Annotated in this window: 10 protein-coding genes; 8 read left to right on the forward strand and 2 right to left on the reverse strand. The window is 48.3% G+C overall.

Annotated elements, in window-relative coordinates:
• Positions 1-60 precede the first annotated feature (60 nt).
• From KKH3_RS03135 to KKH3_RS03170, 8 genes are all read left to right on the forward strand, one after another.
• On the forward strand, positions 61-1,431 hold the full coding sequence (locus tag KKH3_RS03135) for an MFS transporter (protein ID WP_039355660.1): 1,371 nt from the start codon (positions 61-63) through the stop codon (positions 1,429-1,431).
• 274 nt (positions 1,432-1,705) lie between these two features.
• Positions 1,706-3,172 carry a mannitol dehydrogenase family protein gene (locus tag KKH3_RS03140; RefSeq protein WP_039355663.1) on the forward strand — a complete coding sequence of 489 codons (1,467 nt, stop codon included), beginning with the start codon at positions 1,706-1,708 and terminating at the stop codon, positions 3,170-3,172.
• 544 nt (positions 3,173-3,716) lie between these two features.
• Positions 3,717-4,742, forward strand: coding sequence for a 3-dehydro-L-gulonate 2-dehydrogenase (gene yiaK / locus KKH3_RS03145; protein ID WP_039362063.1), 1,026 nt, complete (start codon positions 3,717-3,719; stop codon positions 4,740-4,742).
• On the forward strand, positions 4,739-5,203 hold the full coding sequence (locus KKH3_RS03150) for a NanQ anomerase/TabA/YiaL family protein (RefSeq protein ID WP_039355666.1): 465 nt from the start codon (positions 4,739-4,741) through the stop codon (positions 5,201-5,203). Before yiaK ends, KKH3_RS03150 begins: the two co-directional genes overlap by 4 nt.
• Before the next feature lie 444 nt (positions 5,204-5,647).
• A complete protein-coding gene (locus KKH3_RS03155) occupies positions 5,648-6,676 on the forward strand; it encodes a C4-dicarboxylate TRAP transporter substrate-binding protein (protein WP_052201281.1) in 1,029 nt (342 codons plus the stop codon).
• Positions 6,677-6,740: 64 nt separating this feature from the next.
• On the forward strand, positions 6,741-7,220 hold the full coding sequence (locus KKH3_RS03160; protein ID WP_039355669.1) for a TRAP transporter small permease: 480 nt from the start codon (positions 6,741-6,743) through the stop codon (positions 7,218-7,220).
• Positions 7,217-8,500 carry a TRAP transporter large permease gene (locus KKH3_RS03165; RefSeq protein ID WP_039355672.1) on the forward strand — a complete coding sequence of 428 codons (1,284 nt, stop codon included), beginning with the start codon at positions 7,217-7,219 and terminating at the stop codon, positions 8,498-8,500. Before KKH3_RS03160 ends, KKH3_RS03165 begins: the two co-directional genes overlap by 4 nt.
• 359 nt (positions 8,501-8,859) lie before the next feature.
• On the forward strand, positions 8,860-9,546 hold the full coding sequence (locus KKH3_RS03170) for a GntR family transcriptional regulator (protein WP_039362069.1): 687 nt from the start codon (positions 8,860-8,862) through the stop codon (positions 9,544-9,546).
• Positions 9,547-9,615: 69 nt separating this feature from the next.
• On the opposite strand, the gene KKH3_RS03175 is transcribed toward KKH3_RS03170, so the two are convergent.
• Both KKH3_RS03175 and KKH3_RS03180 read right to left on the reverse strand, forming a co-directional pair.
• Positions 9,616-11,847 carry a LamG-like jellyroll fold domain-containing protein gene (locus tag KKH3_RS03175; protein WP_052201282.1) on the reverse strand — a complete coding sequence of 744 codons (2,232 nt, stop codon included), beginning with the start codon at positions 11,845-11,847 and terminating at the stop codon, positions 9,616-9,618.
• A gap of 395 nt (positions 11,848-12,242) precedes the next feature.
• The gene (locus tag KKH3_RS03180) at positions 12,243-13,604 is read right to left on the reverse strand and encodes an esterase-like activity of phytase family protein (RefSeq protein ID WP_039355676.1); all 1,362 of its coding nucleotides are present in this window, start codon (positions 13,602-13,604) and stop codon (positions 12,243-12,245) included.
• Between the last annotated feature and the right edge of the window lie 5 nt (positions 13,605-13,609).

Below are 13,609 nucleotides of genomic sequence, written 5' to 3' on the forward strand. Positions count from 1 at the left end.
TGATGAACGGTAATTTTACTTACTGTGCTCTACCATAATTACAAATCGTCGAGAGTATATATGAATACGCAAATAGCATCTGGACAAGATAAGCCTGTAAGAAGTACCAAGGATTTAGTCAAAGCGGCGGTGTCCGGTTGGCTGGGCACCGCATTAGAATTTATGGATTTCCAACTATATTCTCTCGGTGCGGCATTGGTTTTCCATGAAATATTCTTCCCTGAACAATCGGCAGCGATGGCGCTGATTTTGGCAATGGGAACCTACGGCGCAGGCTATGTCGCACGTATTGTCGGTGCCTTTATTTTCGGTCGTATGGGGGACTCCATCGGCAGAAAGAAAGTGCTTTTTATCACTATTACCATGATGGGGATCTGTACCACGTTAATTGGCGTGCTACCGACCTACGCACAGATTGGTATTTTCGCGCCGATCTTGCTGGTGACCTTGCGTATCGTGCAGGGATTAGGGGCGGGAGCCGAGATTTCCGGTGCCGGTACTATGCTGGCTGAATACGCGCCGAAAGGAAAACGCGGGATTATTTCGTCACTGGTGGCAATGGGTACCAACTGTGGCACGCTCAGCGCTACGGCTATCTGGGCCGTCATGTTTTTTGCCCTCTCGAGAGAAGAGCTACTGGCGTGGGGTTGGCGTGTACCGTTCCTGGCCAGCGTAGTTGTGATGGTCTTCGCGATCTGGCTGCGTATGAACCTGAAAGAAAGCCCGGTTTTTGAAAAAGTCAGTAATGATGTCTCTGGTACTGAAGCGCCGTCACCGACTCTGGTGGTTGAGCAAAGCGAGCAAAAATCAGTACTGTCCATGTTCAAAAGCAAGGCGTTTTGGCTGGCAACGGGATTACGCTTCGGACAGGCAGGAAATTCAGGGTTAATTCAGACTTTCCTCGCGGGATATTTAGTCCAAACGCTCTTATTCAATAAAGCTATTCCTACCGATGCATTGATGATCAGCTCCATTATTGGTTTTATCACCATTCCATTATTAGGTTGGCTCTCAGATAAAATTGGTCGCCGCGTACCTTATATTATTCTGAATATCTCGGCGATATTGTTAGCCTACCCGATGCTTTCTCTTATTGTCGATAAAGAGAATAGCGTTAACGTGATTGTCGTCAGTATTATCATTATTCATAACTTCGCGGTGCTGGGATTATTTGCGCTGGAGAATATCACCATGGCGGAAATATTCGGTGGACGCAGTCGCTTTACGCAAATGGCGATTGCCAAAGAAACGGGCGGCCTGGTTGCCGTTGGTTTTGGTCCGGTCTTAGCGGGTATTTTCTGCAACATGACCGGTTCCTGGTGGCCGATTGTCGTGATGCTGATCGTGTATTCTGCGATCGGTTTATTTGCGGCTATCTGTATGCCGGAAGTGAAAGACCGTGACTTAGATGCATTAGACGACGCAGCATAACAGAACACCAAAGCGCGCCTGTTTGCGGAGCGAAAACGGGGATAATGGGATAGAAGAGTAAAGCGTTTGCGCCATGGACAAAAACGTCAGGAACGTTTTTGAACGTTGCTTGCGACGGCCCTGAAAGGGTGAATCTCATGGATGAGATTCATATTCGCGCAATCCGAGCGTACAGGGATGTATTCACAGCGTCTTTACGATCTACCCATTATCCCCGTTCCTCTCAGGTTTCCAGCAGTTGACGTATTTTTTGAATCAGCTATCAGGGATAACGATGAGTATCAGTGAATTTTCCACTCTTAAACCGCAGGTTGTGGTGCCGGGTTACGACCGACGCCTGCTAAAAACACGTATTGCGCATATTGGCTTTGGCGCATTCCACCGGGCGCATCAGGCGGTTTGTGCCGATAAGCTGGCGACGGAGCACGGGAGCGACTGGGGCTATTGCGAAATCAACCTGATTGGCGGCGAGCAGCAGATTGAAGCCATTCGCCAGCAGGATTTGCTGTGGTCGGTTTCCGAAATGGCGGACAGCGGCTGGAATAGCCGGGTCATTGGCGTCGCAACCTGCGCGCTGCATGCGGAAGTCGAAGGCATCGACGCCGTGCTGGACGCGCTAAGCGCGCCGGAGATCGCCATTGTGTCGATTACTGTCACGGAGAAAGGCTATTGCCACCATCCGGCGACGGGGCAGTTGAATACCGAACATCCGCTGATTTGCCACGATCTGGGGTTACCCGCAGAACCACGCTCCCTGCCCGGTGTGATTCTGGCTGCCATCAAACGCAGACGGGAACGCCAGCTACCGGCATTCAGCGTGATGTCCTGCGACAATATGCCAGAAAATGGTCACGTCACGCGCAATGTGATCGTACAACTGGCCGCATTGCAGGATGTTGAACTGGCGCGCTGGATTGAACAGCACGTCAGCTTTCCGTCCACGATGGTGGATAGAATTGTTCCGGCTATCACCGGGGAAACGCTGGAGACGATTCAGGGACAGCTGGGTGTCGCCGATCCCGCGGGGATCGCCTGTGAACCGTTCTTCCAGTGGGTGGTTGAAGATAACTTCGTCAACGGTCGTCCTGCGTGGGAAAAAGCCGGTGCGGAGCTGGTACAAGATGTACTGCCGTTTGAGGAAATGAAGCTGCGTATGCTGAATGGAAGCCACTCGTTTCTGGCGTATCTGGGCTACCTTGCTGGCTATCAACATATCAGCGAGTGCATGCAGGACGGCGAACTGGTCGCGGCGGCACATCATCTGATGCTCCATGAGCAGGCACCGACGCTGCGTACGCAGGGCGTTGATCTCGCCGCCTACGCGGATGCGCTGTTGGATCGCTATCGCAACCGTGCGTTAAAACACCGTACCTGGCAGATTGCGATGGACGGTTCACAAAAACTGCCACAGCGGATGCTGGATTCGATCCGCTGGCATCTGGCACGCGGCAGCCGTTTTGATATGTTGGCGCTCGGCGTAGCGGGATGGATGCGCTATGTCGGCGGCGTGGATGAGCAAGGAAAACCGATTGAAATTAGCGATCCGCTGAAAGAGGCGATCGCTGAAACGGTGCAACGCAGCTCGGAAGGCGAAAGCCGCGTCGCGGCATTGCTGACGCTGACGGCGATTTTTGGTGAGGACTTACCGAAGAATCCTGTTTTTGTCGAGACGGTAACGCAACATTATCTGATGCTTTTAGAAAAAGGCGTGAAGGGAACTTTGCAGGCGATACACGGGTAGCGGCAAAACGGCGGTAGCCGCTGAGCACGTTGACCTATCGCTATATGTAGGGCAAGGGAATGTTCACTTCCTTGCTCTGCTTATCTTTATTTCTCCTCGCCATGATTGCGGTAACCATGATACTTGCCCTGTTAAGCCTGTAGCGCTGGCGGTAAATGTCTTGGGTACGCGCAGTATCGTAAATCTAGCGGCTGTCGGACAGTTAATCCGGCGTGGTTTCCGCTGTTCGTTGTAGCCTCATCTTTTCTCCCCCCGAATGCCGCCCTTATTGATGTATTCCAGTTCCGCCTTAGGTTTTAGATAAATGTTGCAAATGTTAATAATTGTGAGGCGACTCAAGTTATCAATCTTGGTGTACTTGTATGGTAGTAATCATCAATGGTTATCAGTTAGGAAGGGGAAGTCACAGGAAATGCTTTCTCAGGAAGAAAAGGTGATGAGCAAATGCGAACAAAACCCGAGAGCGTGTTGCCATGTGGTTTTAGCTATCCAGTCATGGTGATGTTTATCGTGGCATGTTGATCTGAAGAGCGAGATGAAAAATATGCAAAGAATTAGTTTTGATGTCATGAAAGAGACCGTAAAGCATGCATTCCTGAACGCGGGATTAAGCGAGAAAAAAGCGGATGTTTGCGCGCACATTCACACGGAGTCTAGCTGTGACGGCGTTTACTCGCATGGCTTAAATCGCGTATCTCGGTTTATTGATTATGTCAAAAAAGGGTGGATCGATATTCAAGCCGAGCCTACACAGGTTAAGTCATTGGGCGTGATGCAGATCTACGATGGTAACCAGGGTATTGGTATCACTAATGCCTTGTTTGCGATTGAAAAAGCGTCAGAGATAGCACATGAATATGGCATAGGGATTGTTGCTTTACGTAACACCACGCACTGGATGCGCGGCGGAGCGTATGGCTGGAAAGCGGCGGAAAAAGGTCTGGCCGCAATATGTTGGACGAATACGGAATCGTGTATGCCGGCGTGGGGAGCAAAAAACACGCGCTTAGGTAATAACCCTTTTGTCATGGCCGTGCCGCGAGAAAAAGGACCGATCGTATTAGATATGGCCATGTCGCAATACTCATACGGTAAATTGCAGGTTACACGGCTTAAAAATGAACGTCTGCCGTTCCCTGGAGGTTTCGATCAGCAAGGAACGTTAACCGATGAACCCGGCCCCATTGAACAATCTATGCGCATCCTCCCTACCGGATACTGGAAAGGCTCTGGGATGGCAGTTTTGTTAGATGCGATGGCGGCGTTACTGTCTGCGGGTCACCCGACAAATGAGATTGATAACATTGGTAAAGGCAGCTGTACCGGATCTAGCCAGATTTTTATTGTCTTCGATCCCGCCCAACTTGGCGGCAGTGAATTTAGCGATCGTATGGCTGACAGCGTGGCAGATTACGTTAAGTCATCAATGCCCGCGGAAGGCAAAAACGAGGTGTATTACCCCGGAGAAAATTCAGCCAAAAACCGCAAAGAAAATCTTATCAAAGGCATTCCCGTTGATGATGGGGTATGGGCTGAAGTCGTTAAGTTGGCGCAAGAGGTGAATGAATGATCGTTGGTCATATTTTGCAACTGGATAGAAGCCGTGCTGAATTACCTGAGGCAATTTATAAGGTTTTAGTTCGATTACGCAGCCTGAACATCAATCTACATCCAGACGGTGAAATGCGCGAACAGGGTATCGTTTACAAAACCTTCCATGCTAACGCGGCTCTATCGACAACCCGTAAAGCGGAAACACACCGGGAAAATATTGATGTGCAGTTTGTGATTTCGGGAACTGAGATTTTGGAGTATCAGCCTGTCTTATCACGCCAGCCCGACGATGCGCATCCCGATCAGGATAATGATTTTTATCACGGTAAGACGGGTAATGAAAAATCACTCATTCTTCATAGCGGTGATTTCGTTGTGCTATTTCCATGGGATATTCATACGCCGTTGTGTCAGATAGAAGAAACGCAGCCCGTCCGCAAGGTTGTGGCAAAAGTACCGCTTGAACTTATAAATTAAAAATCGAGGTTTAATAACATGACATGTTGTTATTACGACATGAAATATTAATTGTCGATTTTATGAGGAATTTCGTTTTTTACTTCTATTATCCTCTAAGGGAAAGCGACAGCGTTATTATTGAATATTGATTTTAATATCAATTAAGTCTTTGTGATAACTATCTCAAAATAACCAATTGGCGATTAAAAATAATGTTAATAACTTGTATGGTAGTGATGTGCATCGTATTGTTATTATCAGGGGGTTATGACGATATTATAAATATTATTGCTAGATAAGGTTTAACCAGCGGGTGTTTAAGGATAAATATTCCTTAAGTAATGATGTGGAAAGTTATTTTTATGCTGACTTGGCAGGAAGGTACTTTACCCATCGATATGTTAAAAATAGCAGGGTAGGTATTTTTACATTCGTAATTTTTCCTTTGGAGAATAGAGAGATATGTCTAAATATACCTTGGGTTTCGAAAGAAAATATTTTCATATTCTAACGTCTGGGATCGGTAGGATAATCGCGTTTGCCTCATTGGTTTCTCTTTTTTCCTTATCTCCCGTTGCTGCTAAAACCTATGATTTCAATTTGAGCACTGCGTTAGCGCCAGACGATCCGATTTATGCTGGATTTAAAGAGTTCAAGAAAAATGTTGAAAAACGCACGGATAAAAAAGTACGAGTGCGGTTATTCCCAAGTGGTCAATTGGGGGCTGATGGGGAATTGATTCAGCAAGCTCAGGTAGGAAGTAATGTTGGTGTGCTTACCGATGGCGGCAGGCTGGCGCAATTTGTGCCAGAGTTGGCAATACTCAATGCCCCCTTCTTATTGTCAAATTATGAGCAAGCCTCAAAATTTGTTGCAACTCCCTTATTTAAAGGATGGGAGTCACAGTTGCAGGATAAATCAGGTTTGGTCAGCCTCTCATTCAACTGGTATCAAGGTTCTCGTATGATGATTACGAAAAAACCTTTCACACAACCGGCTGATTTAAAAGGTGTCAGAGTCAGAGTACCTGATGCCCCTATTGTTATAGAAACAATCAACTGTATGGGAGCCTCGCCAACACCGATGGCGTGGTCCGAAGTCTATTCTGCCATTCAGACTGGTGTAGTGGATGCTGCCGAGGCGCACCCAACTGCGTTATATGGTTCTAAGCTCAATGAGGTGGCTAAATATATTACTAAAACTAACCATTACCACTTAATGACGTCAATTGTTGTTGGTCGTAAATGGTTTGAACAACTTCCCGCCGAATATCAGAAAGTGCTTCATGAGGAGTCTGTTAATGCAGGTACATTCGCATCCCAAAAAATTATAGAGCAAAGTAATAACGTTTTAGAAAAAATGACAAAAAGTGGTGCCAAAGTGGAAGAGATTGATCTCAGTCCTTTTATTACGGCCTGTGCTAATGTGCCCGCTAAACTTGGATTAGAATCCGCACGTGATAGTCTCAAATCCGCGCTAGGTATCAAATAAATTAGCGTCATTACCTCTGTGCTGCTCCCGTCTTTATGGCGGGAGATTGTGTGAGATACTGTAGATGAAAACATTGATTAAAATAGAAATAGCCATTGCAAAATTTATGTTTGTAATCATGGTGGTGCTTATTTTGGTAGCGGCGATTGGGCGAGCGCTGGGGTATCCACTTATTTGGTCTATAGAAATATCTATGGTTTTATTTGCCTGGGTAAGTATGTTCGCTATTCATTATTCTCAGGCCAATCAACGTAATATGGGGATTGATTTTATATTGAAGCGATTGCCTGAAAATGTGCAAAATGTAATAGATTATGTTAACAGGATTTTGATTATATTCTTTCTTGGTTTTGGAACTTACTCTGGATACCTTTTTACCTGGGATACACGAGCACATGTATTACCTATTTCAGAGATAAATCATGTTTTTTTAAGTGCGGCAGTTCCGACTGGGTGTTTATTAATAATGTTTACCTGTGTTGAGCAACTGATTGATAAAATTAAATCCAGTCGAGCATTATCGATTAGAGGTGATTCACTATGATATGGCTGACCGGTGTATTATTTATTGTTTTTATGTTAATGGGCATGCCAGTGGGATTTGTTATTGCCCTGTCAAGTTTAGCCTATTTCTTTACATCCGACTTTCTACCGCTTGGTATCGCTTTTCAAAAATTTGCCGCGCCGACACAGTCATTTCCAATGATTGCTGTTCCTCTGTTTATTCTTGTGGGCAATTTACTTACACGGACAGGTATTACCGAGCGTTTGTTGGATTTTGCTCGTCTATTGACTGGTTGGATGATCGGCGGGTTGGCGCAAATTAACGTCTTGCTCGCCATGCTTATGGGCGGCGTTGCGGGGTCGGCGGTTGCTGATGCGTCCATGCAGTCGCGTATGCTCGGGTTCTCTATGATTGATCGGGGGTATCCACGGGCTTATACCGCTGTGGTTATCGCTTTTGCGTCATTGATCACCGCTACGTTACCTCCAAGTATCTTGCTAATCTTATTTGGGTTTGTAGGTAACGTTTCTATTGGGAAATTATTCCTTGCAGGTATTATTCCGGGCTTTTTGCTGACGATAACCCTGATGATAACGAATTATATCATGGCGCGTCGTATGAAAATCCAACCAGAAACGTTGTCAAAGCCGACGTTCAAAGAGGTTATGGTGAGCTTTCGCCGCGGCTTTTGGGCGCTGATGTTCCCCGTAATTCTCATTGTAGTGATTCGTTTAGGACTGTTTACTACTTCAGAAGCTGGGGCATTTATTGTTCTCTACGCCATTATTATTGGTGGTCTGGTTTATAAGGAACTTACCTGGCAAGGGATGCTTGATACGCTGACTGAAACGCTAAGCGATCTTGGTATCGTAATGCTCTTGGTTATGGCTGCCTTTATTCTGGGACATATCAGCGTGTTGGATCAATTGCCTCAGGCAATGACTGAGTTCATTACTGAGTTTACGGAAAGCCCGACAGGAATCATGCTGCTTATTTTTGCTTTGGTACTCGTCGTTGGTATGGTTTTAGATGCCAGCCCGCTGGTCCTGCTGCTGACGCCAATATTATTGCCTATTGTGACCGAAATAGGTTACGACCCTATTCATTTCGGAATTATGTTCATTACGTTAACGTTATTAGGAGCGAATACACCGCCAGTGGGGATTTGTATGTATACGGTCTGTGGGATTTTAAAATGTGATACCGTACATTTTATGAAAGCTTCAGTGCCCTACTTATTGGCGTTTATCATTTTCGTTGCGGTATTATTTTTCTTCCCGCAAACGGTCATGTTCTTGCCCAATTTGCTCATGCCGTAGTTGACTCATGTCAGCGTGTGATTGGCGTCTAATGGTGTCTTTTTAAATGGAGGGGATGCGCTTAAGCCCGTCGAGTGCAGGTCGCCGTTGAACGAGACACGCTTAGTGAAAGACTGACTCCTGGCGAGAGATATCCTGTTTCGCATTATCCTCCCACTGACTGGTGTGGGTGGGGGGATAAGAGACGTTGGCGAATGTGCAGTTTGGCGTATATACCCTAAATAATTCGAGTTGCGTAAGGGAGGCCAACGCGCAGGCAGCTTGAAGTATGACGGGTATAGCAGGCAGTAAGTATGGCGAGTATAGTCCCAAATTAACATGTATCATAAACGGTAAATTTCTTGGGTAAACACAGCGGCATGGATACGTCTTTTCAAATTAACAACAACGAACCAGTCAATCAGCAAATTTATCGCGTACTGCGTAAAGACATTGTGGAATGCAATATTCCACCGGGTAAACTGCTGTCTGAAAAAGAAATTTCTGTGCGTTTTGATGTATCACGCCAGCCGGTCAGAGAGGCTTTTATCAAGCTGGCAGAGGCAGGACTGGTCCAGATCCTGCCGCAGCGCGGCACGTTTGTGATGAAGATCTCCGAGCAGCGTGTGGCAGATGCCCGCTTTATTCGTCAGGCGCTGGAGTGCGCGATTGTGCGCCGGGCGGCAGAAATGGTGACGGAAGAACAACTGTTGACGCTGGAGCACAACTTACGCCGTCAGGAACTGGCCGCGCAGAATGAGCAGGTGCGTGAATTTCTCAGCCTTGACGACAGCTTCCATCAGCTTCTGACGCAGATTGCCAACTGTCCGCTGGCGTGGGAAACCATCGAATCGATTAAAGCGACGATGGACCGCGTACGTTTTCTCAGCTTAAGTCAGGTTTCACCACCGCTCAGCCTGATTCAGCAGCACTACGTGATTTTCAGCGCCCTGAAAGCGCGCGATCCCGATGCCGCAGAAAAAGCGATTCGTGAGCATTTGCAGGAAATGATCTATTCGATCACGCCGATTGCGCAACAGAATAGCGACTGGTTCGAGCACGCCTGATCCTGGTTTATTGGCCGCTATCACCACATGAGGTTCGATGTACTCATGCGGTGAAGGTTTACCTGTTCTTTAACGGGATAGTGCCGCAATTTCAGTGCTGCTCAAAGCACCATCGTAAATTTTGAAATAGTCATAGCGTCCCTTCATATAAGGGTCGGTCGGATACTGCGAACGGCCAAGGTAGGCGGCACTCAATTCACCGAGTTGGTAAGGTGCCAGTGTTAGCGCTTCACTCCGCACGACTGCTTTTCCGTCAAGATACATAATCCCGATATTACCAGACAGGGTCAGCGCGACAGTGACCCAACGACCAACAGGGAATGTCTCGGTAGTGGGTTCAAACGCTTCCATCATGTAGCCGTGCAAACTGGATATTCTGAACGAGGGTTTACCCTGATTGCTGTACGGTAATAGGGCGATCCAGCGGCGGGTGCCCGATCCCATGTCGAAAATGCGTGCCCAGGTTCGTTTGTCATCCGCGCAGAAGCGGGTAACGACGGTGAAGTCACCTACATTCTCCATCACTTTTCCGGGTAGGCTGACATGGCCATCGACGCCATCTAAAACCAGTGCAATCCCCGAGCCATCTGGCCCCGTTCCCCAACTGGCGCCACCGTGCAAGGTGCTGGCTTCCCATTTTCCCGCGCTGTCAGCCAGCGTGGTGCCTGAACCTTCATTGAACGCCAGATGGAAAATTTCTTCCGCCTTAATCGCAACGCTCACTACATCAGAAGCCTGTGTTTCCCCACCATTAACCACGGCCTTAACACGATAGTAGTAGCGGGTTGCGCGGGTAGCGATGTCTCGATCGGTATAGGTCAGTAGATCGGCAATATCGTAAGCGAGGGTGCTGAATGCGCCATTCGTCGAGGTTGAGCGCTCAAGCGTATAGCGGGTGGCGCCGACAACGCCCCACCAGGAAAGCTCAATGCTTTCGCCACGGCGATAAGCGGTTAAACCAGTTGGTTTCAGTGTTGAACTCTCGACGGCCAGATCGCGAGTGTACAATAACGTGCCGTAACCCGTACCATCACCCCCGCCGCCATTCTCCGGTGTGATCTTCTGTACATACTTATAAACGTAGGGCGTCGAAATTCCCTTACGTTTAGCGTAATGATTGTAGATGGTTTCCCAGCACGGACGGTTATTTCCCTGACTGACGGTGCCAAGCCCTTCCATCAGGCCATGGCGATTACGATAATTTTTCCACGGTACTGAATAATAGGCACCACTTTCGTCTGTCAGGTTGGATTTAGCCACATATTCGGCACCGGCGAGGAAGCGGTTATTGGCATAGCCGTAGATATCATCACCCTGATTCCAGGCCATTTCGCAGAATGCGACCCCCAGACTCATGCCTAACGTCGTGTGTCCCTGATCGCGACCACTTTCCTGCCATTGCCCCAGATAGCCAGGATGTACATGTGCGACTGCCAACATCCCCGCACCATTTCCCTGACCATATTTATAATAACCAATGGCTTCCTGATAGATTTCAGGACGGTCGCATAGTACGCCGATCGCCAAAATATTGGCAATCGCACATTGATCCCAATTCGCCCAATAGTTCGTAATCTCTGCACCGTTGTGGACGTCCAAAAAGTGCCGCGACATTGGGTAGAAGATCGTCAGCATCATGTTTTGGAAACGCTCAAAATCGGTGCGCGCCCAACCGGGGTAAGTACGCATAATCTCTGCGACGTTAGCGAATTGGTAGCCATAGATACCGGCCGCCAACCATCGGTCTGCGTTACCCGTGATAGTTTTCAGAGTAGAAGACCAGGCGTTGAGATACCGCAGGGCTTCATCCGCATAGGCTTTATCCTGCGTAATCTTCCAGCGTACCGCCAGACGGTAGGAACGCTGTACATCGATATATAAAACCGGGAAGTTTTGTCCCTCACCGCCGCGCACGAGGTTTTCTGTCGCGCGAGGATTTGCCCCTAACTGTGAGTAACCATCCTGTATGAAAGGGGTCCAGGCATTTGTCCAGGGTTGTTCTTTTCTGGCAATTTTATCTCGGATGCGAGAAAAATCCTCTTCGGTATGTAATAGGCCGGGATGTGTGAAGGTACGATCTTCGGCATAAATTGAGGGAGCAATAGTGCCTGTTACGACTGCGGCGATGGCTCGGGTGAGGACATTCCCTTTGAATTGGCCTAACAATCCACTGAAAGCCACACCAACCCCAGCTTGTAGAAAGCGGCGGCGAGGTAACGACGCGGGTCTTGCTGCTTCCGTGTGCGAGCCCGTGGATGTGTTTGCATGATCGTTGTTGGTCTGTGGTGATATTTTTTTCATGGTGTTTTTACTTCCCTGTCTGTGCGTATTCAATCATTTCACCGATGATCAACACCGCGCCGGTTTTTCCATAACCTGTCGATGATCAGGCCACGAAAAAAAGCTGTGCGATTTCATCGTTGCTCTGTGCCCGTGTTTTTGGGCTGTATTGCCAACTTCATGCCGAAAGTAAGGCTTTCTTTATTGATGTGTCGAGGTAAATCGTGCTGGATGAGTTTTGCACTGATTGGTGGGTGGTATGGAAGTAGCTCATTGATTTTTTTTTATTAAAAATCAATGAGCATAAAACGTTATTTCTGCCTGTTTTTTGGGATTGGTGAGTTTTTAGCGCTGAGCTTTGGTGGGGAGCAGGTACTAAAAACTGTCTTTTTGAAAGTAAGGTCTTATTGAAAGAACTACTTCAATGGCTGTGCCAGATGAATCACCCACAGTTCATTATCGACTTCTGGTTTCTCCAACGGTTTGATGGCTAACGTTGTCTCGACCGCTTTGCCATCTCGCGTCAGTTTTCCATCGGCAGTAACCTGATAGTCGTCCGCCTTATCTTTTGCTTTCACGGGAGAGTGCAGTACGGATTGCAGACCAAAGTCGTTGTCGTTAATGACGGCCAGCGTTTGCTTATCGACCAGTGCCAGACCTTCCACTTTCTCCTGCTGCCAGCCAAGTTTACGCAGATCCACCAACTCCTGCTTGTGTGCCAGCGTAATGCCGCGTTTTTCCAACTGGGCGGGATCGTCAAATTCCGGTGATTTGCCGTCGGTATCGAATGGCGTCAGATCGCTCGCCTTGCTGAGATCGACCAGATAGATGCGGTTCTGCATCTGCTTGTCTTTATCCGCACCTTGCTCGACCAGCAGAATACGCTGATTATCCAACGCGACGATATCGCCGATTTTGGCATCCTTCGCTTTCTTATAGCTGTCGATATTGATGGGGTAGCCCACCATGCGGCTGGTTTTGGTTTCCGGATTAAACATCACCAGACGCGTAAACTGCGCTTTGTTTTTACTTTTGCCGTCGATATCCAGCGTGCTTTGCACGGCCATAACGATCGTGCCATTCGGTAAGCGGGTCAACCCTTCAAAACCCCGATTCGGCTGACGCCATTTGATGATATTCGGTAAGCCACTGGCAACCGAATGCTCATTGCCCGCAGGCGTCGGCCCGAATTTTTGCAGGATCTTCCCGCTAGCATCAACGTGGATCAGGAATGGGCCGTATTCGTCACACAGCCAGAAGCCACCTTTGCCATCCGGCGTAACGCCTTCGGTGTCCAGCCCACGCTGGCTGGTACTGAGCGGTTGTAGGGCGTCGTTCAGCGCGACTTCATTGGTGGTGCCAATAACGTCTGCTGGCAGCGGCAGGCCGGTGATATTGCCCTCGGCATCGTGTAGCGGGCGGGCGTTGATCGCCTCGGCGGCTTTCGCGCTGACCCGAATATCCATCATCAGCGGCGCGTAGTCAGGGCTGGCAAAGATCTTGGCCTCTTTCTCGCCGACCAGCGGCGCATCGGCATTCGGGCCGCGATCGGTGACGGTGGTGAACATCAGGTCGTCACCCTGTTTGCCAGTAAAATAGAGGCCGGAGCCAATGCCGACAGGCAAGCCGTTGGGGAAGTTCTTGGCGAATTTTCCCTGATACGCAACATGATCGCTGGCTGGGAAGGTAACGACGTAGCGTGTTACTTTTTCTCCTTCGGCCTGCGCGCTGAACGGCAGAAATCCGGCAACCAGCAGTGCTAACAACGTGTGTTTCATGCTAT

It is taken from the genome of Pectobacterium actinidiae (genome assembly GCF_000803315.1).
Lineage (GTDB): Bacteria > Pseudomonadota > Gammaproteobacteria > Enterobacterales > Enterobacteriaceae > Pectobacterium > Pectobacterium actinidiae.